Origin of the sequence: Frankia umida, from assembly GCF_023242945.1 — a bacterium.
Classification (GTDB): Bacteria; Actinomycetota; Actinomycetes; order Frankiales; family Frankiaceae; genus Frankia; species Frankia umida.
In genome coordinates this window covers 32,512-56,834 of the sequence record NZ_JALKFT010000002.1, presented here as the reverse complement: position 1 = coordinate 56,834, position 24,323 = coordinate 32,512, and the positions used below count along the sequence as shown (strand labels likewise).

At 69.4% G+C, this 24,323-nt stretch carries 22 protein-coding genes; 19 read left to right on the top strand and 3 right to left on the bottom strand.

All coding sequences use genetic code 11. The features are described 5' to 3' along the window. Positions 1-310 precede the first annotated feature (310 nt). Positions 311-1,426 (bottom strand): ABC transporter substrate-binding protein, encoded by a 1,116-nt coding sequence (locus tag MXD59_RS02415; RefSeq protein WP_248823278.1) that lies wholly within the window; start codon positions 1,424-1,426, stop codon positions 311-313. A gap of 698 nt (positions 1,427-2,124) precedes the next feature. Between MXD59_RS02415 and MXD59_RS02410 the strand changes: the two genes are divergently transcribed. After that, complete coding sequence (locus MXD59_RS02410) at positions 2,125-3,336, top strand: lipase family alpha/beta hydrolase (protein WP_248823277.1); 1,212 nt, start codon at positions 2,125-2,127, stop codon at positions 3,334-3,336. Positions 3,337-3,519: 183 nt separating this feature from the next. Here the strand turns inward: MXD59_RS02410 and MXD59_RS02405 are convergent, their stop codons facing one another. Continuing rightward, positions 3,520-4,260: a hypothetical protein gene (locus MXD59_RS02405; protein ID WP_248813176.1), complete on the bottom strand. Its 741-nt coding sequence runs from the start codon at positions 4,258-4,260 to the stop codon at positions 3,520-3,522. Positions 4,261-4,585: 325 nt separating this feature from the next. Here MXD59_RS02405 and MXD59_RS02400 point away from each other — a divergent pair, with 325 nt between their 5' ends. From MXD59_RS02400 to rsgA, 4 genes are all read left to right on the top strand, one after another. Continuing rightward, positions 4,586-6,133 carry an MFS transporter gene (locus MXD59_RS02400; protein WP_248823276.1) on the top strand — a complete coding sequence of 516 codons (1,548 nt, stop codon included), beginning with the start codon at positions 4,586-4,588 and terminating at the stop codon, positions 6,131-6,133. Positions 6,134-6,280: 147 nt separating this feature from the next. After that, a complete protein-coding gene (locus MXD59_RS02395) occupies positions 6,281-6,691 on the top strand; it encodes a VOC family protein (protein WP_248823275.1) in 411 nt (136 codons plus the stop codon). Between the two features lie 132 nt (positions 6,692-6,823). Beyond that, positions 6,824-7,159: a hypothetical protein gene (locus MXD59_RS02390; protein WP_248823274.1), complete on the top strand. Its 336-nt coding sequence runs from the start codon at positions 6,824-6,826 to the stop codon at positions 7,157-7,159. A 756-nt stretch (positions 7,160-7,915) separates the two neighbouring features. Beyond that, a complete protein-coding gene (gene rsgA, locus MXD59_RS02385) occupies positions 7,916-9,130 on the top strand; it encodes a ribosome small subunit-dependent GTPase A (RefSeq protein ID WP_248823273.1) in 1,215 nt (404 codons plus the stop codon). A 9-nt stretch (positions 9,131-9,139) separates the two neighbouring features. Here the strand turns inward: rsgA and MXD59_RS02380 are convergent, their stop codons facing one another. Continuing rightward, positions 9,140-9,883 carry a DNA alkylation repair protein gene (locus MXD59_RS02380; protein WP_248823272.1) on the bottom strand — a complete coding sequence of 248 codons (744 nt, stop codon included), beginning with the start codon at positions 9,881-9,883 and terminating at the stop codon, positions 9,140-9,142. 408 nt (positions 9,884-10,291) lie between these two features. Between MXD59_RS02380 and MXD59_RS02375 the strand changes: the two genes are divergently transcribed. The 14 genes from MXD59_RS02375 to MXD59_RS02310 all read left to right on the top strand — a co-directional run bounded on the left by MXD59_RS02375 (position 10,292) and on the right by MXD59_RS02310 (position 24,206). Then, positions 10,292-11,200, top strand: a complete 909-nt coding sequence (locus tag MXD59_RS02375) for a hypothetical protein (RefSeq protein WP_248823271.1) — start codon at positions 10,292-10,294, stop codon at positions 11,198-11,200. Position 11,201: 1 nt separating this feature from the next. Next, positions 11,202-12,587: a cytochrome P450 gene (locus MXD59_RS02370; RefSeq protein WP_248823270.1), complete on the top strand. Its 1,386-nt coding sequence runs from the start codon at positions 11,202-11,204 to the stop codon at positions 12,585-12,587. 32 nt (positions 12,588-12,619) lie between these two features. Further along, positions 12,620-14,038: a coproporphyrinogen-III oxidase family protein gene (locus tag MXD59_RS02365; RefSeq protein WP_248823269.1), complete on the top strand. Its 1,419-nt coding sequence runs from the start codon at positions 12,620-12,622 to the stop codon at positions 14,036-14,038. A gap of 13 nt (positions 14,039-14,051) precedes the next feature. Then, the gene (locus tag MXD59_RS02360) at positions 14,052-14,894 is read left to right on the top strand and encodes an SRPBCC family protein (RefSeq protein WP_248823268.1); all 843 of its coding nucleotides are present in this window, start codon (positions 14,052-14,054) and stop codon (positions 14,892-14,894) included. 4 nt (positions 14,895-14,898) lie between these two features. Then, the gene (locus MXD59_RS02355; RefSeq protein ID WP_248823267.1) at positions 14,899-15,372 is read left to right on the top strand and encodes an SRPBCC family protein; all 474 of its coding nucleotides are present in this window, start codon (positions 14,899-14,901) and stop codon (positions 15,370-15,372) included. After that, on the top strand, positions 15,356-15,919 hold the full coding sequence (locus MXD59_RS02350) for an SRPBCC family protein (RefSeq protein WP_248823266.1): 564 nt from the start codon (positions 15,356-15,358) through the stop codon (positions 15,917-15,919). Before MXD59_RS02355 ends, MXD59_RS02350 begins: the two co-directional genes overlap by 17 nt. Next, complete coding sequence (locus MXD59_RS02345) at positions 15,916-17,259, top strand: NAD(P)/FAD-dependent oxidoreductase (RefSeq protein ID WP_248823265.1); 1,344 nt, start codon at positions 15,916-15,918, stop codon at positions 17,257-17,259. Before MXD59_RS02350 ends, MXD59_RS02345 begins: the two co-directional genes overlap by 4 nt. After that, positions 17,253-18,086, top strand: coding sequence for a cyclase family protein (locus tag MXD59_RS02340; protein WP_248823264.1), 834 nt, complete (start codon positions 17,253-17,255; stop codon positions 18,084-18,086). The genes MXD59_RS02345 and MXD59_RS02340 overlap by 7 nt, the downstream gene beginning before the upstream one ends. Continuing rightward, entirely contained in the window at positions 18,074-18,478 is a 405-nt protein-coding gene (locus MXD59_RS02335) for an SRPBCC family protein (protein WP_248823263.1), read from the top strand. The genes MXD59_RS02340 and MXD59_RS02335 overlap by 13 nt, the downstream gene beginning before the upstream one ends. Beyond that, on the top strand, positions 18,475-19,773 hold the full coding sequence (locus tag MXD59_RS26830) for a beta-ketoacyl-[acyl-carrier-protein] synthase family protein (protein ID WP_248823262.1): 1,299 nt from the start codon (positions 18,475-18,477) through the stop codon (positions 19,771-19,773). The genes MXD59_RS02335 and MXD59_RS26830 overlap by 4 nt, the downstream gene beginning before the upstream one ends. Beyond that, positions 19,763-21,079, top strand: coding sequence for a beta-ketoacyl synthase N-terminal-like domain-containing protein (locus tag MXD59_RS02325; RefSeq protein WP_248823261.1), 1,317 nt, complete (start codon positions 19,763-19,765; stop codon positions 21,077-21,079). Before MXD59_RS26830 ends, MXD59_RS02325 begins: the two co-directional genes overlap by 11 nt. A 77-nt stretch (positions 21,080-21,156) precedes the next feature. Beyond that, positions 21,157-22,017: a DNA-3-methyladenine glycosylase family protein gene (locus tag MXD59_RS02320; RefSeq protein ID WP_248823260.1), complete on the top strand. Its 861-nt coding sequence runs from the start codon at positions 21,157-21,159 to the stop codon at positions 22,015-22,017. Positions 22,018-22,091: 74 nt separating this feature from the next. Next, on the top strand, positions 22,092-23,537 hold the full coding sequence (locus MXD59_RS02315; protein WP_248823259.1) for an ACP S-malonyltransferase: 1,446 nt from the start codon (positions 22,092-22,094) through the stop codon (positions 23,535-23,537). A 252-nt stretch (positions 23,538-23,789) separates the two neighbouring features. Further along, entirely contained in the window at positions 23,790-24,206 is a 417-nt protein-coding gene (locus MXD59_RS02310; protein WP_248823258.1) for an SRPBCC family protein, read from the top strand. Positions 24,207-24,323 lie beyond the last annotated feature (117 nt).

Below are 24,323 nucleotides of genomic sequence, written 5' to 3'. Positions count from 1 at the left end.
TCCGCATCCGCGGATCACGCGAGGACGCCCCACCGGCGACGATCCGTCGGCGGCGACGGCACGGGCGTGACATCAGCGGAGATGATCTTCATCATCGGCCGCCGTGCCGAGGCATGTTCGGAGCACAGGGGTCGAAATCCCGAACAGCCCTCGGCCCGAGGCCGAACAATCCTCGGCATGCGCCTGGCGCCTGCGAACAGGCCATCGCGCCGACCCGGCCGGACATGCCCGACAACGCTCACCCGGGGCGGCACATGAGGCCGGCCCGGATGAGCGTCAGGTGTGCGACGTCAGAGATCGACGGGAGACGTCAGGGCTGGGTCGGGTTGAGGATTCCGGTGACCTCGGCGTCGGTGAGGTCGTAGGAGTAGAAGGTCTTGTAGAACTCCTTGATCTCGTTCTCGATGCTGACGTCGGCGAACTGCGCGGGGTGCAGGGTCTTGGCGACGAAGAGGGGCTGGAGGGCTTCCTCGGCGCTGCGCGCGGCCCAGACGAACACGCCGCGCGGGTTGACGATCAGGTGCTTGTCGCGCACCGCGGAGACCGAGGACCAGCGCGGGTCGGCCTGGATGGCGCGGCAGGAGGAGGCATCGCGGCAGAAGACGTACTCGGGGTCCCACTGGACGATCGACTCGGCCGAGACGTCCTTCATGGTGCCCTGGACACCGTGCGCGGTGGCGACGTTGACCCCACCGGCAAGGGTCGACCAGTTGTCGATGATCGAACCGCCGCCCTCGGTGTTGAGCGGGCTGTTGGCGGTGTAGTAGAGCTTCGGCCGGTCGGTCGCCGGAATGCCCTCGAGGCCCTTGTTGATGGTGGTGACGTTCTCGTCGACGTATTCGACGTACTGCTGGGCACGCTTGGGCGCCTCGCCGCCGAGCACATCCGCGAGAAACTCGACGCCCTCGTTGAGCTTCTTGTAGTTCGGGAACGAGGCGATCTGCACCACCGGCACACCCAGGTCGGTGATCTTCTTGACGAGCGCCTGGTTACCGGCGGTCAGGACCACCAGATCGGGCTTCTGGCCGAGCAGGGTCTCGGTGTTGACGGTGGTGGTGTCGGAGCCGAACACCGCCTTCTTCTGGGCCAGCGGTGGGTAGATCTTCTTGAACAACGGCAGGGTGGTGAGGTTGCTCAGCGGCACGCCGACGACCCGCTCGATCCCGCCGAGCATGAAGATGATCTGCGTGACGGCCGGATAGTTGGTGACGATCCGATTCGGGTGGGTCGGCACGGTGACATGCCGACCGCCCATGTCGACGACCTCGTGGGTTGTCGACGCGGCCGAGCTGGCAGTCGCGGGCGAGGCGGAGTCACCGTCGGAATCGCTCCCGCAGGCGGTGAGCGTGACGAGGGCTATCAGAGCCGCGATCAGAGCGGCGAGCACGGCGGCGAACGGGTTTCTGCGCTGGCGTGTTGCTGGCATGTGGTCCGTGGTCCCCATAACAGTCGTCCGATGGAAGGGCGCGCAAACAGGTGGTGGGCGGCCGGCGCGTTCCGGGGCCCACCACGGCGAGCCGGGTGGTGTGATCCGCGTGGCGTGATCTGGGTGACGGGTCGGGACACGGCTGTCCCACTGGCCGCATCCCGCTGGCCCCCGGCGGGGAGGTCGGCGACGAGCCCCATCCCAGAACTGACACCGGACGGCAGACGGCGGGGCCGGGCGCCCCCTGACCGGGGAGCGTCCGGTCGACATCGAGTCGGGCCTGGCACGGAACCGCGCGCCACACCCGGCCGGTCGGCAGGGACAGGTGGAACCACATGCACAGGAAGTGACCGACTTCCCCGACACGCGGTGCCCTGACACCGAGCTCCGCGCATGCGGGCTCAGATGTCAAGATATGCCGCTTCCTCGGATTCTGTCCGCAAGTTGGCAAGGATCTGCGGCACACCGACGAACTCCGCCCGGCCAGACAGGACCCGAGACTGGTCACTCTCCGAACGGTCGAGACCGGCATCCCTCCGCTCGCCGCGGCCTCGATCGAGGCCGACGACACGGCGGACGATCACAGGATCCGGCGTGGATGATCAGCGACACACGGCCCGTCCGGCACCTGCCCAACCCCGGACCGGAGTCGAGGTACTACTTCCAGTGACCACTTGTAGGCAGCGAGAGGACACGGAATGGCGAATCAGGATCTCGAGCGCGCCCGGCAGGCGATCGGACCGATCGGTCTGGTCACACCGGCGGGAGAGCAGCCGGCCCGGCGGGCCCAGGCCGCGGACGACGAATGGCCCCTTCCCGGCGGTGCCGCCCGGGTTTACTACGGCCAGGGCAACCGCGGCCTGACCCGGCCGGTTCTGCTCGCCGACGGATTCAATTCCGGCCCGACGAACTTCGACGCCTTCTGGGAGCACGTCGACGGTGAGCCACACAGGTTCGCCACCCGGCTGCGTGAGCGCGGTCGCGACCTGATCCTGATCGGCTTCGACGACCGCTCCGCCTCCATCCTGAACAACGCGCAGGTCGCGACGGCCGCGATCCAGCGGGCCGTCGCCGAACGGGTGGGAAACGCCCGGCTGCTGGTCGGCGGCTTCAGCATGGGTGGAATCGTCACCCGTTACGCGCTGGCCAGAATGGAACTCCAGCGGATGGATCACCAGGTCGGGGTGTACCTGTCGGTCGACAGCCCGCATCGGGGTGCGTCCGTGCCCATCGCGCTGCAGGCGATCGCCCATCACCTCGCTCCCGTCAACGACGCCCTGTCCCAGCAGCTGAACAGCCCGGCGTCCCGCCAGCTGCTGTGGCGTCACCTCGAGGCGCCCACGGGTGTTCCCGCCGAGGATCGGGCCCGCGCCGAGCTGCTGGAGCAGCTGCGTCAGGTCGGTGACTGGCCGCGCATCCCGCGCCTGCTCGGGGTGGCCAACGGTGTCGGCAACGGCCACGCCAACGGGGTGGCGCCCGGCGTCGAGGCCCTGCGCAGCAACGGCCCGTACCTGACCGACACCCGGCTGCTCACCCAGGCCGGCGGACGCGACCGGGTCGTCGCGGAGCTGCGCGGCCTGCTCGGCGAGATCACCGTTCGCACGAACGACTTCCCCGACCTCGACGGTGCGCCCGGCGGCACCCTCGAGTCGTTCGGCATCCTGGCGGACACCCTCAAGGACGCCGGCGAGAACGTCGACGTCTCCCACCGCTCGATCTGCTTCGTGCCCACGTCCAGCGCCATCGCGATCCGCGGCATCGAGACCAACGACGACCTCTACGCGGACATCAACAACCTGCCGCCCGAGGAAAGCCCGCTCGACGACTTCCTCACCTCATCCCGCCCCACCCCGCACAGTGCCGTGACCGAGGAGATCAGCGCCTGGATTCTCGACCGCCTCCCCGACTGACGGCCTTGACTAACCCGGGTCGGTCGGCGCGCCTGTCACGGAGAACCCGGGACAGGCGCGCCCGGCCCGGGTTCGCGAGCGCCATGCCGGAGCGCGGCGGCCACCTGACGCGCCTGGTCCTCCTCACAGCCTGGTTGTCCTTGGGCTGGGTCTCCTCGGGGCTGGGTCTCCTCGGGGCTGGTTCTACTTGGGGCTGGGCGCGCCGGCGAGCAGGTTCTCGGCCTTCGTACGGATGCGGACGACCAGGGGCGGCGCCATCGCCTCCCGCTGTGCCGCCCGGGCCGCCTTGCCCGGCGAGCGGCCGTAGAACCAGTGGTCCCAGGGGGAGTTGGGCCGAGCCAGCCGGATACTGCCGATCGCCGCCAGCGGAATCAGGAAGATGCCCAGCAGGGCCATTCCGTACTTTCCCTTCAACAGCGCGACGGCCACCAGCAGCATCCCGACCACGATGTCCACGACCAGGAACGTGCGGAACGCCAGTTCCTGATCCCGGAGGTCATCGACGCCCAGCGGTGAGAAGCCGAGCAGCACACAGCCCATGATCCCGGCGGCGAGCAGCACCGCGTTGACCGAGGCTCGTCCGGCCTGCTCCCAGTAGACATCCTCCAGATGCAGAATCAACGCGAACTCGTCAAGCACCAGGGCTGCTCCAACCCCGACCACCACCCCGGCGACCTGCCGCCACGGGGCGTGCGTCGGTGTCCCGACCGCCAGCATCCCGCCGCTGATCAGAAGGAGCGTGCCCGGCACGACATGGTGTACATGCAGTCCGCCGGTCGAGATGTTACGAAAAGGGCCGCGCCCGGCCCGGATGAGCCGCACAATTGTCCGCGTCACCAGAAATGTGACCAGAAAAGCCACCAGGCACAGCAGCAGCGGCCCTTTTCCCGGTTCCGCGATGTTCCGTTCCCACCACCCGCTCACATCGACAGCCTCGCACCCCGCGGACATCCGGACCCGGCACTGTGCTCGCCGCGCGCCGCCCGCGCACCACAGCGCACCCAGCGCCCGCCTGGTACATCAGGCCGGCGAGGCGCCGAACCTGGGCGCACACCCACCGTGACGGGTGACTCGGCGGGACTGCGAGTGCCTGCGTCACCCAGACGAGTGCCGACGTCACGGACATCACCGAACCGGCGCCGATCGAACTACCACCGGCCGAGGCGGATTCGGCAGTCGTGATCGTACGACGTTATCCTCCCCTCATCTCCTATATATTCATGGATAGTCACCGATAAAGTGACCATCCATGACCGAGCCCGATGTCGCGGACCCCACCCGAACCCGCCGGTGGCTGGCCCTACTCGCCGTGCTCACCTCCCAACTGATGATTGTTCTGGACGGCAATGTCCTAAATGTGGCCCTCCCTGCCATTCAGGAAGATCTGAAGATCAGTCAGGCGAGCCTGACCTGGGTCGTCAACGCCTACCTCGTCAGCTACGGCAGCCTGCTTCTGGTGACGGGCCGGCTGGGTGATCTGATCGGCCGCAAGTCCGTGTTCCTGGCCGGCATGGCGATCTTCACCGCGGCCTCCGCGGGCTGCGGCCTCGCGACCAGCGAGGAGATCCTGGTGGCCGCCCGCTTCGCACAGGGAGTCGGGGGCGCGCTCGCGTCGGCGGCGGTGCTCGCGTTCATCGTCACCGACTTTCCGGCCGGCCAGGAACGTGGCCGAGCCATGAACTACTACATGATCATCACTGTCGGCGGCGGCTCGATCGGCCTGCTGCTCGGCGGCCTGTTCACCCAGCTGCTCAGCTGGCACTGGATCTTCGCGATCAACCTTCCGATCGGGGTTTTCTCCCTGATCGCGGGCATGCGGCTGATCCCCGCCCGGCCCGGCACCGGCACCGGCGGGCTGGACGTGGTGGGCGCCCTGCTGGTCACGGTCGCCGCGGTGATCGGCATCGCCGGCATCGTCGGTGCGGCCGACCATGGCTGGTTCTCGGCCCGCACGCTCATCGCCGGTGCGGTGGCCGTCGTCCTGCTCGCCGCGTTCTTCGCCTGGGAAGCACGGGTGGCCAACCCGATCGTTCCGCTGCGCATCCTGCGCCAGCGCGCCCTGGTCGGCTCGGCCGCGATCCGTTCGGCGGCCATCTCCGGGGTGTTCGGCGTCTTCTTCTTCGGCACCCTTTTCCTGCAGCGGGTGCTGGGCTACAACGCGATCGAGACGGGACTGGCGTTTCTCCCCCAAAGCCTGGTCATCATATTCTTCTCCTTCGGCATCACGACCCGCCTGATGGATCGACTCGGTGCCCGCTCGGTTCTCATCAGCGGACTCGTCGTGCTGACCGCCAGCCTGGTGCTGCTCGGCTGGTTCCAGGGATACGGCAGCGGCGGCTACTTTCCCTGGCTGTTCATCGCCCTCATGGGCGTGGGCGTCGGCGCGGCCCTGACGTTTCTCCCCCTGCTGACGATCGCGATGCGGGACGTCCCGCCCGCCGACGCGGGTCTCGCGTCCGGCATCGTGAACGTGACGATGCAGATCTCCGGCGCGATCGCGCTGGCGATCCTCGGCACCCTGGCCAACAACCGGACCGAGGGCCTCATCGCCAGCGGCCACGACCCCCTGCGGGCCTTCGCCGCCGGCAGTGCGTTCGGCATGTTCGTGGGCGCCGGCTTCCTGCTCCTCGGTCTGCTGCTCACCTTCCTCCTGCTCCGCCCGAGCCGGTTGGACGCGCCGGCCGTCCTCGTCCACCAGCCCGGCGAGGCCGCACCCACAGCGCCGTTGGAGGCACCCATCGTCATCGCGCGGCAGCGGCCCGTCGGCGCCGGCAACGACCTGCCCCTGCACGACTGAGCGCCGACAACAGCGATCCGCTCCGAGCGCCGGAGTCGGCCAGCTGACGCACCGGTTGACCTGAACTCCGGTTGACCTGAACTCCGGTTGAGGTCATAACCTGCGGGCGAGGGCAACGGGCCAGTAGCCGGGCAGAAGCGGGGAACAATGCCGATCACGACAGGCTTCAACCACATCGCCACGATCACGTCTGATCTGGACAAAATCGTCGCATTCTATTCCGACGTCTTCGACGCGAAGAGCACCTTCGAGATGGCCGCGGAGCAGGGTCACCCTCGGATGACGATCCTTGACCTCGGTGGAGGTGCGGCACTCAACGTGTTCGAAGCGTCGGCTGAGGACGGCGCCGTCGATCGGCGTCGCATGGGCGGGCGCGGGCCCATCGACCATTTCGGCCTGGCCGTCGACTCGCTGGCGACCCTGGAGGCGACCCGCGACCGGCTGCGCGAGCACGGCGCCGACATTGGTGAGATCCAGCGGCTCGGCTCGGAGTGGTCCCTGTTCTTCCGCGACCCTGACGGGATGGAACTGGAGGTCTGCTGCCACGCCGACGCGTGATCGGCGGCCGCACGTCACTCACCCGGACCCCATGACTACCTAGGGTGTCGATGGGTACACCTGGAGTAGCACGTCGTTGACCTGCCTCGGAGGTGTGTCGTGCGCGGAATCTCAAGGTTCAGGACCGCTGCCATGCTCGCCGGGATCGCGGCGCCCCTGGTCGCCATCCCCCTGGCTCTGCCGGCGGCCGCCGGCACCATCAACAATCCGCTGACGGTCACCGGAACAGTCCGGTGCACCATCGGTTCGGCCGAATCGCTTCTGATCAGCGGCGGCGGGGAGTCACATGGCGCGACCGTGGGCGTCGGCGGACGCTTCTCGACCGTCTTCGGCAACCCGCAGCTGCCCAGCACCGCGACCGTCCAGGTCAGGTGCGACGTCCTCGGTAAGCGCACCTACCGCTCGACGAACTTCCTCCTCTACCGCCCGCAGTCCGGCCAGACCCTCGTGGTGACCCTGGCCGCCTGACCAGCCCACCCGACGGACCGGAACTCGAGGGGTGCGCCCGCGAAACGCGGCGCACCCCTCACGGCGTGCCCCGACCGCGTGTCAGGCCAGCTGTCCGCCCGCGACCTCGAACGGCAGCCGATGACTGTCGAACGGCTCGGTGAGCCCAAGGTCGTGCGCAAGCGCGGCGACGTAGTACAGCTCGTCGTCGAAAGCGATGTCCTGGGCCGACGCGTACGACGCCCCCCCACCGGTAGGAGCGGACGGAGTGGTTGAGCAGCGCCGGGGAGCAGAAGCGGGTGGCCACCGTCAGCGCGCCCGCCGCGGCGGGAGTCACCGGAAACATGGGGTCAACCTCTCACGGGATCACGCCCCGCTCCGCACACCCGCACGACACGACAGCCATGCCATGGCGCGCCACGCCACACCGGCGACGACACACCGGCAAGGAGCGCTGGACCCGACGCCGGAGCCGCGACGGCGGGCAACGGGGGCGGTGCGGGAAAATGGTTGGCGGGCCGTGCGGCGGCGATGGTACCGTCCTTTCACGGTAAACGGATCAGTCCGGGTCGGCATGCCGACGGGCTGTCGGAATCTTCGGGAGGTGGCTCATGGCCACGCGGGTTGTCATCGCTTGTGCAGCGTTTTTCCCACTTTCCCCCCGGGTCACCGACTGACCGTTGTCACCTCGCCGCGCGGATTTCCTCCGCCCGGTTCCCGATTCCACCATGGGTGGCAGAAGGCCAGCGGGACCCACCTCACCCAAGGGTCTCGACGTTGTCTTCTCGACGTGCTTCTTCGCAGTTCCCTCCGCCGGCCGCCACCAACGCATCTTCGGCCGGTGTTCCCGGCGCCGAACTGCGTCGCTATGGCTGGACCGCCACCGACGAAACACGGTTCGCACCCCGCCGCGCCGCCGGGCTGATCCCAGCCCGGATCCTCCGTCGCGACCGGGATCGCTGCGATCTGGTCACCGAGCGCGGGATGTCCAACGCCCGGATCGGCCTGACCCGTGCCAGCGACGCGCACCTGACGCCCTGCACGGGCGATTGGGCGGCCTTGTCCACCGCGGCGGACCCCACGATCGTCGAGCTGCTCACGCGGCACAGCGCCCTCGTCCGTTCATCGGCGTCGGGCCGCTCCGAAGGCCAGGTGCTGGCGGCGAACATCGACATCGTGCTGGTGGTCGCCACCCTGTCGACCGAGCCGGATCTCGGCCGCGTCGAAAGGCTGCTCACGCTGGCCTGGGAAAGCGGAGCCCGACCACTGATCGTTCTGACAAAGGCGGATCTGCTCGTCGACGGCAGCCACGCCGCCACCGTCGCCGTCGCCTTGGACGCGGTCACCGCCGCCGCACCCGGCGTCGACATCCTGACCGTTTCGGCGTTCGACGGGACCGGTCTGGCAGCCCTGCGCGACGAACTCGCCGCCGGCGCGGTCGCGGACCCGACGGGCTCTGGGCCGACGCCCGGAGAAGCCGTGCTGGGTGGCCGATCGGCAGTCCTGGTCGGGCCGTCCGGCGTGGGCAAGTCGACGTTGGTCAACGCCCTGCTGGGTGAGGAGAAACTCGCTGTCGGACGGGTTCGGCCGCAGGACGGAAAGGGTCGGCACACGACCGTACGGCGGGAGCTGGTTCCGCTGCCTTCCGGTGGGATTCTCATCGACACCCCCGGTCTGCGTGGAATCGGCGTCTGGGATGTCGACAGCGGGCTCGACGCGACCTTCGCCGAGATCACCGAACTCGCCGCGGACTGCCGGTACGGGGACTGCGAGCACCGTACCGAACCCGGCTGCGCGGTACTCGCCGCCATCGAGGACGGCACGCTGCCCGAACGAAGGCTCGCCAGCTACCGCAGGTTGCTGCGCGAGAACGCCTGGCTCCAGTCCCGCCGAGACGCCCGCCTCGCCGCCGAACTCCTACGCCCCTGGAAGAAGATCGAACTGGAGCAGCGCCGTCTTTACGCCGACCGGGCCCGCCGCGAACGAAGGTGACCGGGCTGCTCAACCCAGCGCCAGCAGAGCCGCTCGCGTTTCCCGGTCCAGACCTTCCACGGCGTAACGGAAGGTCTCCCGCCTCATCTGCCCATGCCAACGACGCAGGTGGTCGGCCAGGTCAGCCGGATGAACCTGGCCGACCACCTTCAGCAGCCAGCCGCATCCCTTCTGGACGTAGACATCGTCGTCGTGCAGGAGCGAGGTGGTGTTGCCGAAGGCGTGCGCGAGGGGAAGTTCGAACGTGACCCTTCCCACCCTGCGCCGAACGAACTTCACCACCGCGACGTTCGCCGCCCGGCGCGTCCACCCGGACTCGCCCGCGACCCACCCGCGTGTTTGTGGAATCAGCTCCAGGTGCCCGCACAGGAACGGGTAGAGCAGCTTCAGGCAGAGGTCGTCGCACTGCGCCCAGTTCGACACATACCGGTTCAGCCAGATCTCGGCGCGGTCGAGGAGGTCGTCGTCCAGCTGAGCTCTGGCGACCTTGTGCAGCAGCGCGAACGCCAGCAGCACCTCCTCGTGGTAGACGGCGCGTTCCAGCACCTCCTCCGCGATCTCGAGTCGCCGGCCGGCCGGAACGTCTCCACACCCCTGGAGATACTCGTTCGCGACCGCCACCACCGTGGCGTTGCTGACACCGAGAGCGCGAATCCGCCGCGGGAAGAAGCGCTGCATCCGCAGCGCGAAATCCGCGTCGCCGCGTACCGCCAGCAACTCCAGCACCTCGCCGGTAGCGGCGCTGGCGCCCACCTACGCCGCCTGGGGCGCGTGGACCCGACCTGACGGCCGGCCGGCACACCCTCCCTGGCGGCACGTCCGCGAAGACATGAAGGCAGCCTCTCATGAGGCAGCGGGCCCCGTCCGCCGCGGCGCACCGCATGCCCACCAGCGGGCGCGCACGCGATGGTCGAGCGGCGTGGGCGGGCAGGAACGGGTGGCCACGACCAGCGTCCGACCGCCGACCTGAGCGGTCGCGGACGTGCCGCATGCCCGGACCAGCGAGGCCATGCCACACCCCAAAATCATGTAGAAAATATGTAGAATCCGTCGGTCCGCCCACGCACCGAACATCTACATAGATCTTCGGATACCGATACGCCCGAATCTCAACGAGACTCACTGTGAGACTCCAGCAGATCCCGGCGAATGGACCGCGTGATGCGTCGACGTCATCTGTTCGAATTCGAAGACCTGGGCTGGTTTCCGGGGTTCCTGCGGGATGCGGTCACCGACTGGCTCCGCGACACCCTGGTCGTCGGCCGGAAAGTCTATGCACCGGTCGTGCCGATGCTGATCGAACTCCTCGATTCCCAGGGCACGAACCAGATCGTCGACCTCTGCTCCGGTGGGTCCGGGCCGTGGGCACATCTCAAGCCCGACATCGACCAGGCCCGCGCCGCTGTCGGCGACCTCCCGGTCACCGTGACGCTCACGGATCTGTATCCCAACGTGGCCGCGTTCGAGGCCGCCGCCAAAAAAATCGGGGATGGTCTGCAGTACCGGACCGAGAGCATTGATGCCCGTTCGGTCCCCACCGACCTGACCGGTATCCGGACCATGTTCACCAGCTTCCACCATCTGCGGCCGGATGCCGCCCGCGTCGTTCTGGCCGACGCGTTCTCCGCCCGCCGGGCCGTCGGTGTCTTCGAATTCACCGAACGCCGGTGGGCACCCATCGCGCAGACAGTCGTGCTGGCCCCCGTGCTGGTTCTGGCGAATGCTGCCCGGCACCGGCCAGCACAGTGGCGGCGGCTGCTTCTCACCTATGTCCTGCCCGTTGTCCCGGTCGCCGTCACCTGGGACGGAATCGTCTCGAACCTGCGCACCCGGACCGCCGTCGAAATGCTGGCGTTGACCGCTGATCTGGCCGCCGACGACTACGTGTGGAGAACCGGTCAGACGGCCGGTTCGCGCTCGGGCCCGCCGGTCACCTATCTGCTCGGCACCCCGATGGTCCGACCTTCCCACCAGGCCGGTCCGGAAAATCCGACCCGCGCCGCCGATGACCGAGCGGCACCACAGGCGGAGCGCCGTCCGGGCACGATCCAACCAGAGTCTGGAGCGTGAAGTGACCACTGTTCTCGCCAGCACACGGCCGCCGGTCGCGACCGGCAGTGGCGCACTGGGCGTAAGCCGCGATTTCCAGCGCCGCCCTCTCGAACTCATGCGGAACCTGTTCGACGAGCACGGCGATCTGGTGAAGGTCCGATTCGTGGCCAACCAGTACTTCTACCTGGTGACCCACCCGGACTACATCAGGCACATCTTCGCCACCAACTCGGCGAACTACACCAAGTCACCACATCCGGCGTTCGAGCTGCTCAGCCAGGTGATGGGAAGGGGTTTGGTCACCAGCGACGGAGATCTGTGGAGCCGGCAGCGCCGGCTCATCCAGCCGGCGTTCACCAAACAGCGGGTCGACGAGTACGGCGATCTGATGGTGAGCGCGACCGAGCGGATGGCAACACGCTGGCGGCAGGCCGGCGACACAACGCTGAACCTCGACGCGGAGATGATGCGGCTCACCCTGGACGTCGTCGGGCAGACCCTGTTCGGCCTCGACCTGACCGACGAGGCGAGCCGGGTGAGCCGGGCTTTCACCGAGGTCAGTGACGACTTCGCGAAGCTGCTCGGAAATCCGCTCGGCCCACTGGCCCTGAAGATCCCCTTCCAGCCGACCGTGCGGCGGTTCCGGCGCAGCACCGCCACTCTCGACACCGTCGTGCACGGCATCATCGCCCAACGCCGGGAACAGCCGGAGCCGGACAACAGGGACCTGCTGACCCTGCTGATGGCCGCCCGGGACGAGCAGACCGGCGAGGGCATGACCGACCAGCAGCTGCGGGATGAGGTCATGACGCTGCTGTTGTCCGGCCACGAAACCACAGCCGACGCGCTCACCTGGGCTTTCTATCTCCTGGCCAGACATCCGAAGATGTTGGCCGACCTCGAGGACGAGGTCGACGAGGTCCTCGGCGGTCGGGCGGCCACCACCGCCGACCTGCCCCGACTGGTCTACACCAAGATGGTCGTCCAGGAGACGTTGCGGCTCTACCCACCGATCTACCTGTTCGCCCGCTGGGGGCACCAGCCCGACGAGGTCGGCGGATACGACCTTCCCGCGGACGCCACCATCACCGTCTGCCCGTACGTCGTCCACCGGCACCCGGAGTTCTGGCCGGACGCGGAGGCGTTTCGCCCCGATCGTTTCGACTCAGCCGCCAAGGCGATCGACAACTATGCCTACATTCCGTTCAGCGGCGGCCCACGACAGTGCCTCGGCATTCATTTCGCGATGATGGAGGCCCAGCTTCTCCTGGCAACAGTCGTGCAGAACTTCCGCTGCTCCATCGCAGGTTCCGCGCCCATCAATCCCGGCGCCATGATGACGCTGCGGCCCGCCGGTGGAATGCCCGTTCGTGTCAGCACCCGCCCGCGCGGCGCGCACGTCTGACCGCTCCCCCGAAATCCGGCCGAAGGAGAACCATGACCATTGCCCCGGACCTGACCGCTGCGAAACATCCCTACCCAGCCAGGTACACCACACCGTTCATCCTCTATCCGCCGGCGCTGTGGGCCAACAAGGTCGGGAACGCGTTCACCGCGAACCTGGGTCTCGACGAGGTCGGCCAGGACTTCGTCCTGTACCTGTCCGTGCCGTTCTGCCGGGTGCGGTGCCTGTCCTGCCCCTACTTCATCGATCTGCTCGCACCGCGCGATCCGCACGGAAAGGAGGCCCGGTACGTCGACGCGGTCATCCGCGACCTGGAACACTGGGCCTCGTACCGGCGCTTCCAGACCGGAAAACTGCGCGCGGTCTATCTCGGGGGCGGCACCGGCTCCATTCTGTCCACGCCGAACCTGAAGCGGATCGTGGACACCATCATCACGAACTTCCCGCACGAGCCAGAGCTCGAGGTGACCCTCGAGGGCAATGCCCGCGACTACACCGACGACAAACTCGACTACGTCGCCGACTCACCGATCAGCCGGGTGAGCCTGGGCGTGCAGTCCTTCGACGCCGGCCTGTTGCGGACCATCGGCTCACCGCATGCCGCGGAGCAGAGCACCCGCGCGATCACCGGACTGACAGACCGCGGTTTCGAGAACATCCAGATCGACATGATGTACAACATGCCGGGGCACCGTCGGGAGATCTGGCAGGCCGACCTCAACCGGTTGCGCGACCTGGCTGTCAAGCACCTCACCACCTACCTCTACCGCGTCCATCCGGGCACGCCGCAGGACAAGCTCATCAACATCGGCAGGGTCCAGCCACTGCTGGACAAGGAGTCGACCTACGTGCGGAGCATGTACGCCGACCTGGTGGAGTCGACAGCCCGGGCCGGGTTCCGGACCTACATGTTCGACCACTACTGCGTGCCCGGCTGGGAGAACACCTACAACGAATGGACGTTCCACCGCAACAACGTGGAGATCCTCGGCGTCGGACCCAGTGCCTACGGGTTCATCAACAACTACCGGATCGGCGCGAAGAAGGATGTCGAGGAGTACATCGCCGCCGTCGGCCGTGGCGAGCACATGATCACTGCTGTTTCCGACCAGCTTACCCCGCAGGTCCGGCGCGAACGTTATGTGATCAATGTCCTGCAGTACTTCGGAGTCGACCTGGACGAATATCAGCGTTGCTTCGGCAGTGAGTTCCTGGACGATTTCCGAGCTCCCGTAGACCGTATTATCAACCGCTCCCTGGCCACCCTGGAAGGCCGCCAGCTGACACTGACCGAGCTCGGTCGTGAATGGCACATGAACGTGATGCTCGAGTTCACCAACGACATGTTCTGGCAGGACTCCACGGCGTTGTCCCACCCGCACTGGGCGATGAACACACCGATGGTCGACCTGTTCGCCGGGTCTCGCGAGAGCTGGCTCGGCGCCAGCTGAGAGAGGGATGGTCATGACATTGCTCACCGAGGTCCGCGAGGTACTCGTGGACATGGACATCGACGGCGAGGCCGAGCCGGCCACGTCGCTGCGTGACGAACTGGGCATGGATTCCCAGGAGATCGTGCACCTGCTCAGCTCCCTCGCCCGAGGGCGCGGGGTGGATCTGCCGGACGGTTCGAACCGGGTCGGTTCGATACGCTCGATCCAGGATGTCGTGGAGCTGCTCGCGGCGGCTCTGGACCGGCCGGCCACCCCCGAGCAGACGGGCACCGTGGCGGCTCCCCGGGCGATCGAGACGATCGATGACGCTCCTACCCTCGCCTACCGCTGCCGTACCAGTGCGGTGATTCGCCGGCCCAAGGCCGTCGTCTACCAGGCGCTGCACGACATGGCCGCCTGGCCGACACATCTGCCGCACGTTCTCGAGATCGACGTGCGCTATGACGACGGCCAGTACCAGGAGTTCCACATGGCCGTCGACTCGCCGACCGGAATGCTGCGGGTCCGCTCGATCCGCAACTGCCAGCCGGATCTGATCGAATGGTTCCAACCGGAGCCACCACATTTCCTGGCCCATCACGGCGGCACCTGGCGGTTCCAGGACACGCCCGAGGGCTTCTGCGAGATCACCGCCACGCACGCCTGGAACCTCGAGCCAACGGTGGCGTCCACCACCTTCCCGCCGACCCCGCAGCGGTCCACGGCCGACGCGGTGACCGAGATGCTGCTGGACCACGCCAACCTCGCGATCAGCACCTGGCGTGCCGTGCTGGAAGGCGCCACCGGTCAGCCGGCCACGCTGGGCACGTCCGACGCGCCGGCCGTCCGATCCGCCCAGCCGGTCGGTGGGTGACGGTATGGATGTCACCGAGAAAGTCGTGATCGCCCGCCCGATCAGCGAGGTGTACGACGCGTTCGCCGATCTCGAACGCTGGCCCGCCATCCTGCCCGATGTCACTGATGTCACCGTCTTCTACACCGACGGTTACAATCAGGAGTTCTCCATGACGGTCGAGCGGCCCGCGGGGCTGGAGACCGTCCGCGGCTTTCGTTACCTCCGGGCACCACGTGAACTGGAGTTGTGTCAGACCACGCCGCCCCCGGGGCTGCGACGGATGACGGGGCGCTGGACCTTCACCGAAAGCCCGGACGGCGGCGCCGGAACCGAGGTCATCGCCGCCCGCGGGTTCACCCTCGCCGACGCTGACGCCGACCGGGACGCCGACCGGGACGCCGACCGCGAGGCGGCCTTCGCCGCCGGGCTGCGCGGCTTCCTGCGCACCAACCTCGCGCTGTTCAAGGAGGCGTTGGAACGTGACACGACGGCTTGAGGTGACCCGGATGATCCCCGCCAGTCCGGCGCGGGTCGCCGACGCCTTCTGGGATATCGAGGCCTGGCAGCGGGTCTGGGATCCGATCAGTGCGGTGACCGTCGGCTACTGCGACGGCCGCGGCCAGGAGTTCACGATGCGGGTCGATCGGGATGGCCGCACCGAGGAGGTCCGCACCGTCCGGTGGCGCGCCCGCGACCGGATCGACTTCTTCAGCCCGACGGCACCGCCGATGATGACCTGGCACCGCGGATCCTGGATCTTCGCCGCGGCCCACGGCGGCTGCGCGGTGACCGCGATCCGCGAGTACCAGCTCGCCCCCGACCCTGCCGGGACCACAGCCAGCGAGGACGCCAGGGCGGACCGGTTCCACGACGGCTTCACCACCCGGGTGGCCGCGATCCTGGACTGCTTCGCCGCCGCGTTCGCCCGTCCCGGACCTCCCGGCACGACAGGCGCGGACGCGGACGCGGACATCGGCGCGACGGACGACGACACGGCGGTGTCCGCGCCCGGGGCCGGGCCGGCCGTGGCGGGTGTGCGATGACGACCGATGTCGTGGTCATCGGGGCCGGCCCGGCGGGCGCCGCGGCGGCGATCACCGCGGCCAGGAGCGGGCGCAGCGTGACCATCGTGGACCGCGCCGGTCCGGACGCACCGCACCTGCCGGAGACCTGGGAGGGAGCGAGGGCCGACCTGCTCGCCGACCTGGGCGTCACGGGCCTGGCGGAACTGTTCCTGCACCGCCACCGCGTCCATGTCAGCGCTCCTGATGGCACGCGCTGGGCGACGGTCGAGGTGAGCGCCGGCGGCCAGGGGGTCCCGCCGACCGCGCGCCTGGACCGCACCCGGTTCGATGCGGCCCTCGCCGACGCCGCCGCCGCCGCGGGAGTCGTCCACCTGCGTGGGCACACCGTGGACATCGTCGACCCCGGTGCGGGCGGCGACCCGGCGAGCGGCACCAGCGGTGGCGAACCGATCCTGTCCGGTTCGAGGGCGGACGGCTCCCGCTGGTCCTTGCGGGGCCGGTTCGTCGTCGACGCCTCCGGAAAGTCGGCGACGCTCGGGCGGGCGCTGGGGCTTTACCGTCCCGGCCGTCAGCTTGATCCTCGCCAGGCCGTCTTCTCGCACTGGGAGATCGAGGCCGACCGCGCCGACACGCTCGCCGCGGCGGGCACGACCTCGATCGTCGTGCTGGACGGCGGCTACGCCTTCGTCATCCCGCTCGGTGGCCGGCGGGTGAGCGTCGGGATCGTGCTGGGCACGGACACGGCGTCGCGGGCCGCGGCGGCCCGGCACGCGAAGGCGGCCGGCCGCTCGGGCGAGCCGGGGGCGGCGGACTCCTGCGGGCCGGCGGCGGTACTGGCGGCGGTCATCGCCGACACCCCGGTGCTGGCCCGCCTGTTGGCGGGGGCGCGTCAGCTGCTCCCGGCGATACCGGCGATGAACGAGACGTTCACCTGCGTGCCGGCCGCGTCCCGGTGGTACGCCCTGGCGGGCGACGCGGCCGGCTTCGACGATCCGTTCCTGCAGCGCGGTGTCGACACCGCGCTGGCCTCGGGCCTGCGGGCCGGCGGACTGTCGATCCTGGCGACGGATCCGAGCGCCTCGGCGCAGGCCGCGGTGCTCGCCTACCAGGACTGGCTCACCGCCGACCGGGCCGCCGCGAGCACCCATGCCTACGACGCCGCGGCGCGTGACTGGCGCTCGTCGGTGGCGGGGCTGCTCGCCGACCCGCACCTGCCCAGTTTCGTCCCGCTGGCCGGCCTGATGGGCCTGGCCACCACCACCGGACGCGGGCCGGCGTCAGCCGGCCCGGCCACGCCGGACGCCGGCCAGCTGCGCGAGCTGCTCGCCGAGGCACGCGCGACGTACGCGTCATGGTGACCACGACCACGGCGGGGCCGGCCGCCCCGGGCGGCGGCGGCCGGCACCGGCACCGCTATGTCGACCTGAGCCTGACCATCGAGCCGACGCCCAGCGAACCCGTTCCGACGGTCATCGACCGGGTCGGTCACGCCGAGGGCGCCGACATTCTCGGCGGCCCGGCCGGCATCGGGCGGGCCGAGTTCCCGGGCGGGCTCGGCCTGTCCCTCGAACATGTCCGGCTCACCACGCACACAGCGACCCATGTGGACGCGCCGGCCCACTACGGCCCCCAGTGCGAGGGGCGGCGGGCACGCACGATCGACGAGCTGCCGCTGGAGTGGTTCCACGGGCCGGGAGTGCTGCTGGACTGTCGCGGTGAGAGCACCGAACCGGTCGATGTGGACGAGGTGCGGGCCCGGCTGTCCCAGGCCGAACACGAGCTGGCCCCGGGCGACATCGTGCTGATCGACACGGACGCCGCACGGCTGTGGGGACGTCCGGAGTACTTCACCGACTTCCGCGGGGTGACCCGGGCGGCGACCCGGTTCCTCGTCGAGAGCGGAGTGAAGGTCATCGGGGTGGACAGCTTCGGCTTCGACCCGCCGTTTCACCGGATGCTGGCCGACTGGGCCGCCACCGGGGACCCGGCGGTGCTGTGGCCGGCGCACATCTACGGCCGTGAGCGTGAGTACTGCCAGATCGAGCGGCTGGCCAACCTGTCCGCCATCGGCCGCCCGACCGGCTTCGAGGTGGCCTGCTTCCCCATCAAGATCAAGGATGCCGGTGCGGGCTGGGCCCGCGTCGTCGCGATCGTCCCCGAGGAGCCCAGCCCATGCAGAGCCTGAGCCGTACCGTGTCGGTGGCCGCGCCGCCCGACGCACTGCTCGCGTTCGTCGCCGAGGTACCCAACCTGCCGCGGTGGACCGATTTCTTCACCGCGGTGGGCGCACAGGTCAACGGACGCTACCGGGTCAGTTCGGTCGTTGGCGAGATCGAGACCTGGACCGAGACGCAGGTCGGCACGCAGGCGGCGACCTGCGTCATCCATTCGATGGTCGCCGGTCGGGCCGAACGCGCCGTCGTGGACATCGTCCCAGCGCCGGACGGCGCCGAGGTCTCGTTCACCGTGCTCCTGCCCGACGACGCCGACGAAGCCCTGCGGGCCACCGCCCGACGCACCCTGGACGTCGAACTCGGCCGGCTGCGTTCGCTGGTCACCCCCGCGGTGCAGCCGTGAGCCGCACGCGGGTCGTCGTGACGGGTCTGGGCACCGTCAACGCCCTGGGAACCGATGTGGACAGCTTCTGGTCGGCCAGCCTCGCCGGCACCAGCGGGGTGCGGGTGGTGAACGAGTTCCCCATTCCGCCTGCGATGAGCCGCATCGCGGGTGTCGTCGCCGATGACTGGGCCGCCGGGGAACCGCTCGCGGCGTCGCTGTCGGCCGGGGCCGGCGCGCCCGATCGCAGCCTGCTGCTCGCGTTGGCCGCGACCCGCGAGGCGGTGGCGGACGCCGGCTACTCCCTCACGGAGCTCGGTGATGTCGGTCCGCGTCGGGTCGCGGTCGTGATCTCGACGGCGATCTCCGCCATCACCTCGATGGAGGGCAGCTTCCGACGCTGGTCCGCGGAGGGCAAGGAGCCGATCCGAGCGGTCACGCGGGTCGATGGCACTGGCAGCCCCTTCCAGTTCGGATCACTGAACGCGCAGGTGGCGGCTGCCCTCGGCGGGATCCCGCGGCACTACACGGTCACCACCGGCTGCACCGGCGGCATCGACGCGATCGGCGCCGCCTGCGACCTGATCCGAGCTGGGCAGGCGGATGTGGTGGTCACCGGCGCCGCCGAGGCGCCGATCACCCCCCTGGTGGTCGCCGCGTTCGCGCAGATCGGTGCGACCTCGTTGCGCAACGACGCGCCGACCCGCGCCTCCCGACCCTTCGACGTCGATCGGGACGGCTTCGTGCTGGCCGAGGGCGCCGGCATCCTGGTGCTGGAGTCCGCGCAGCACGCGGCCCGGCGCGGCGCCCGGGCACGTGCGGAGATCAGCGGCTTCGGCAGCGTGAACAGCTGCTTCCACATGACGAGCATGCCGGACAGCGGTGCGCCGATCGCCCACGCGAGCCGGCTGGCGCTGGCCGACGCCCGCGTCGAACCGAACGAGATCGACTTCGTCAACCTGCACGGCTCGTCAACGCCGCAGAACGACCTCGCCGAGGCGAACGCGATGCGCCGGGTGTTCGGGGACCGCGCCGGCCAGATCCCGATCACGTCGATCAAGTCCATGACAGGTCACAGCCTCGCCGCGGCGAACGCCATCGAGATCGTCAGCGCCGTCCGCGGGATCGAGACCGGCCTGGTCCCGCCGACGATCAATCTGGACCGTCAGGACCCCGCCTGTCCGCTGGACGTGGTGACCGGGGCTGCCCGCGAACTGCCGATCCACACGATCCTGAAGACGAGCAGCGGGTTCAGCGGGATCCACTCCAGCCTGGTGATCGAGCGGTTCGGTCGAAGGAGTGAGCATGCGCACTGAACAGAACCGGCCGGACGCCCCGTCCATCCCCGTCACAGGCCACGGCCACAGGGACGGGGACGGGGACATCGTGATCCGCGGGATCGGTGTGGTGACGGCCGCGGGCTGCGGGGCGACGGACTTCTGGGCCGGCCTGCTGCGTGCCGAGCCGGCCTTCACCCGACGGTCGCTGTTCGGCCCGGACACAGCCCCGGTGGTGATGGCGATCGTCCCCGACGCCGATCTCGCCCATGGGCTGCCGCGCCGGCACACGAAACGCGTGGACCGGTTCACGCTGCTGGCGACCGCCGCGGTCCGAGAAGCGCTGGCGGACGCCGGCCTGGCCGCGCCGGACGCCGTCGATCCGGACCGGATCGGGATCGTGACCGCGAACGCGACCGGCGGCTGGTCCTTCGTCGAGCCCCAGCTGTACGGGCTGTATGGCGAGGGTGACAGCAGCGCGATCAACTCCTACGTGGCGACCGCGTGGTTCCCGACGGCTCCGCAGGGCGAGATCTCCATCGCGTTCGGGCTCGGTGGTTTCAGCAAGACGGTCGCCGCCGAGCGCATCAGTGGCGCCGTCGCCCTGGAGATGGCGGCGACCGCGCTGACCAGCGGCCGGCTCGACGTGGTCGTGGTGTGCGGGGTGGAAGCACCGTGCTCCGCTCTGGTGCACAACGCCTGCCGCGCGGCCGGTCTGGTCTCGCCGTCAGGTTCCTATCGGCCCTATGACACCCGAGCCGACGGCGTGGTCCTGGGCGAGGGTGCCGGCGCACTGGTTCTGACCCGCGGGTCCGGATGGGCTGGCTCGGCCGCGCGGGGCGGCCAGGACCGGCCGGTCTACGCCCGGATCGAGGCCATCGAGATCGGCGGGAGCCTGCCGGCGGCGATCAGTCGGGTGGCCGCGGCCGCTGCCGAGCGGCCCACCGCCACCACCGGCGTCCACGTCGTCGGGGACGGTCGTGGAACCGCGGCCGACCTCGACGAGCTGCGGGCGTTGGCCGCGGCCTCCGCCGCCTCCGCGGCCGACGCCGCACCGGCCGCACCGCTCTCGGTCAGCGCGCCGGCGACGGTGTACGGCGATCTGCTGGGGGCCGGATTCGTGGTGAAGATCGTCACCGCCTGCCTGACGCTGCGCCATCAGGTCCGGCCGCCCACCGCGGTCGGGGTGAGGCCGCGGGAGGTATCGGGAATCAGACATGTTCTCGATGCGCAGAGAGACACCGCTGTCACTCGTATCGTGGTCAACGGCACCGATGACCACGGTCAAGGGGCCTGCGTGGCGCTGACGGGACTCTCGATAACCGACGCAGGCGCACCGTGTTGAGGGTGTCTGACCTGTCGCCGACCGGAAGGCCCTGACCAGTGCAGACGACGAACCACACCGTTCTGTGCTCATTGCCCGTGCGCCAGCCCTTCGACTGGCAGGCGTCCCTCGCGTTCCTGCGCGCCTTCCCGGCGATGCAGGGCGAGCAGACACTTGCCGGCGACCGGGTCGTCAAGGCGTGGCGCATCGGCGATCAGACCGTGCTGGCACGGGTGAGCTGGGACGACACTGGCACGGGCGCGTTGCGCTGCGAGCTCGGCTCCGTCGAGGCGCTGCCCGACCAGGTGGTCGCGGCGGCGCTCGACCGGATCGGTTTCTTCCTCAGCGTGGACGATGACCTCGCGCCGTTCTACACCGCGGCCACCAGCGACCCCGCCTTCGCGCCGCTGGTGGCCCGGCTGCGTGGCTACCACCAGGTGAAACTGCCATCGGTGTTGGAGAACATCTGTTGGGCGGTACTGGCTCAGCGCGCACCGATGGCGGCTGCCCGGGCGATGAAGGCACGGCTGGTCGGGTACTTCGACAACGATGTGGCCGGATGGGGTGGAACCCACCGCCCGTTTCCCTCACTCGAGCAGCTCGCCGGGCTGCCCGCCGAGACCCTCTCGGAGCTGGTCCGCCACGCCCGCAAGAGCTCCTACCTGCATGGCTGCGTCGCGGCACTGACCACGGTGGACGAGAACTTCCTGCGTCACGGTGACTACGAGCAGGTCCGTGCCTGGCTGCTCGGGTTGCCCGGCATCGGGCCCTGGTCGGCGTCCTTCGTGCTGATCAGGGGGCTGGGCCGGATGGAGCGGGCACCGCAGGACCCGGAGGGGCTCAAGGCGGCGAGCGCGGTCTATGGCCGTCCCATCGACGAACGGGAGTTTCACGAGCTCGCCGCCCACTACGGCGATCACCAGGGCTACTGGGCCCACTACCTGCGGGTCGGCGGCTGACGGTGCCGACCCGCAGGTAGTGGGCGGCCGGCCGAGGCCGGCCTGGACCGTCCTGTCCAGGGGCGAGGAGGGTCATGAGAGAGATCATCAAGGTTGGCGATGTCGCGATGGTCGTCGCACAGGCCGACGATGCGGCGTCACTGGCGCGGATGCTGGCCGACGACGACGCGGGACACGACCGCACCGGCGAACCGTCCGCCACCACGACCCGGGTGGGCGGTGCGGGCGAGGTCTGGCGGGCGGTCCACCCGGCCTGGCCGCCCGCTGCCGCCCGACGGGGCGATGCGCTGCTGACGCGGTGGCTCGCGCAGGGGCGGACAGCCGCGTGGGACACCCGGCACGGCGTGCACCTGCGGCGGCTGACCACACGCTCGTCGATCGGGCTGCTCTTCCCCGGGCAGGGCTCGCCCGCCCGGGACAGCGGTGGCGTGCTGGCCGAGTTCCTGCCCGCCGTCGCGCAGCTCTACCAGCAGGCGGATCTGGATCCGCTGCCACCGCCGGACGAACCCGGGCCCGCGGTCGACACGGCGCTGGCCCAGCCGGCGATCGTCACGGCCTCGCTCGCCGCCCGGCTCGCCCTTGACGCGATCGGAGTGCCGCAGGGCGCGGTGACGGTCGCGGTCGGGCACAGCCTCGGCGAACTGTCGGCGCTTGCCTGGGCGGGCGCCGTCCACGACGGCGACGTGGTGGAACTGGCACGCGCCCGTGGAGCGATCATGAGCGCCCACGGCGTGCCCGGGACGGCGATGGCCAGCGTCGCGGCAGCTCCGGACCTCGTCGAGCAGGTGCGCACCCTCCTCATCGACTCCGACGATCACGTCGATCACCTCGATCCTGAGGATCACGGGTCCACCGGCATCCGGCCACGGACCTGGCCGGCCTGGGTGGCATGCCGCAACGGCACGGAGCAGACTGTCGTCGCCGGCAGCCGGTCCGGCGTGGACATCCTGGTCCGCGCCCTGGACGTGCGCGGTGTGCGCTCGATGTATCTGCCGGTCTCGCATGCCTTTCACACCCCGATGGTGGAGGCCGCGGTCGAACCGCTGCGCCGCCGGTTGGCCCACCAACGACTGGGGCCGGTTCGCCGGCCGGTGGTCTCGACCGTGACCGGCCGATTCCTCGGCCCGGACGACGACCTGCGTGCGCTGCTGACCCGACAGATCACCGAGCCGGTGTACTTCATGGACGCCGTGCACCGTGCCGCCGCCGGCGTGGACGCGTGGGTCGAGGTCGGACCAGGCCGGGTGCTCAGCAAACTGGCGGCCCAGATCAGCGGCCTGCCCGCCGTCTCGGTGGAGGCCGGCTCGACGTCGTGGCGCGGGCTGGCGGGTGTCGTCGCGATGGCTCTGGCGCTGGGGCTGCCCGTCGACCTGACCGCCTTCGGGCGACCGTCCGACGACCCTCTGGCACACCCGCTCGGGTCGGCACAGTCACTCGGGCTGATACGGCCGCTCCGTGTGGGGCATTCCCGGGTCACCTCCGGAAAACAGCGATCCACCGGTCCGCACCTGGGGCGCTAATCTTAAGGATTCCTTTTCACAAGAGAAGATCAACGATTTGTGTCGCATGAATGACACACCCCCCGGCCGACAGGCGGGTATCCCGTCGCAACCACCGCGTCCACGCCCGACCGCACGAAGTTCGAAAGACAGGCGACACCCGGTCGTATAGAATCGAGAAGCGGTCGGGGGTAGTTGTTGTGACTGCAACAGTATTCACGTGCGGGCTCCAGCACCCCAGCCACTCCTTGTCGACAGAAAGGGTTCCCGAGCATGTGGGAATACGAACACTCAGCCACCGTCGAGGTCAGCGCCGAGGCTGTGTGGAAGCTCTACACAAACCCCGAATCCTGGGGTACCTGGGATTCCGGGATTGTTGGCCTGACCCTGGATGGGCCGTTCGTACCAGGCACCACCGGCAAGCTGACCCCCAAGGGGCAGGACCCCGTGACCATCACCCTCGTCGAAGTGGTGGAGAACCGTTCGTTCATCGACGAGACGAACCTCGGCGGCATCGTGCTGCGTGCCATCCACCGACTCGAGCCGGTGGATGGCGGCCGCACCCGGATCACGCACCGGATCGAGATCACCGGCCCGGAGGCTGACACCCTCGGTCCGCAGATCGGCCCGGCGGTCACCGCTGGCGTCCCGGAGACGATCACGACGCTGGCCCGGCTCGCCGCCGCCTGATCACGGTGCCGGCCGATACCGGAACGACGGGCCTGTAGGCGCCGAAGGACCCGATCCCTAGGTACGGGGTGATTCTGATGACCATCGCGGTGCCCAGGGGCCATGACGGCGTGTCGC

Excerpts from the sequence above, each read along its gene's own strand:
- MXD59_RS02395 (WP_248823275.1), top strand. The coding sequence starts at position 6,281 with ATGCCGATCACGACAGGCTTCAACCACATCGCCACGATCACGTCTGAT.
- MXD59_RS02340 (WP_248823264.1), top strand. The coding sequence starts at position 17,253 with ATGGTGACCACGACCACGGCGGGGCCGGCCGCCCCGGGCGGCGGCGGC.
- MXD59_RS02335 (WP_248823263.1), top strand. The coding sequence starts at position 18,074 with ATGCAGAGCCTGAGCCGTACCGTGTCGGTGGCCGCGCCGCCCGACGCA.
- MXD59_RS02410 (WP_248823277.1), top strand. The coding sequence starts at position 2,125 with ATGGCGAATCAGGATCTCGAGCGCGCCCGGCAGGCGATCGGACCGATC.
- MXD59_RS02390 (WP_248823274.1), top strand. The coding sequence starts at position 6,824 with ATGCTCGCCGGGATCGCGGCGCCCCTGGTCGCCATCCCCCTGGCTCTG.
- MXD59_RS02310 (WP_248823258.1), top strand. The coding sequence starts at position 23,790 with ATGTGGGAATACGAACACTCAGCCACCGTCGAGGTCAGCGCCGAGGCT.
- MXD59_RS02365 (WP_248823269.1), top strand. The coding sequence starts at position 12,620 with ATGACCATTGCCCCGGACCTGACCGCTGCGAAACATCCCTACCCAGCC.
- MXD59_RS02375 (WP_248823271.1), top strand. The coding sequence starts at position 10,292 with ATGCGTCGACGTCATCTGTTCGAATTCGAAGACCTGGGCTGGTTTCCG.
- MXD59_RS02360 (WP_248823268.1), top strand. The coding sequence starts at position 14,052 with ATGACATTGCTCACCGAGGTCCGCGAGGTACTCGTGGACATGGACATC.
- MXD59_RS02400 (WP_248823276.1), top strand. The coding sequence starts at position 4,586 with ATGACCGAGCCCGATGTCGCGGACCCCACCCGAACCCGCCGGTGGCTG.
- MXD59_RS02325 (WP_248823261.1), top strand. The coding sequence starts at position 19,763 with ATGCGCACTGAACAGAACCGGCCGGACGCCCCGTCCATCCCCGTCACA.
- MXD59_RS02355 (WP_248823267.1), top strand. The coding sequence starts at position 14,899 with ATGGATGTCACCGAGAAAGTCGTGATCGCCCGCCCGATCAGCGAGGTG.
- MXD59_RS02345 (WP_248823265.1), top strand. The coding sequence starts at position 15,916 with ATGACGACCGATGTCGTGGTCATCGGGGCCGGCCCGGCGGGCGCCGCG.
- MXD59_RS02415 (WP_248823278.1), bottom strand. The coding sequence starts at position 1,426 with ATGCCAGCAACACGCCAGCGCAGAAACCCGTTCGCCGCCGTGCTCGCC.
- MXD59_RS02315 (WP_248823259.1), top strand. The coding sequence starts at position 22,092 with ATGAGAGAGATCATCAAGGTTGGCGATGTCGCGATGGTCGTCGCACAG.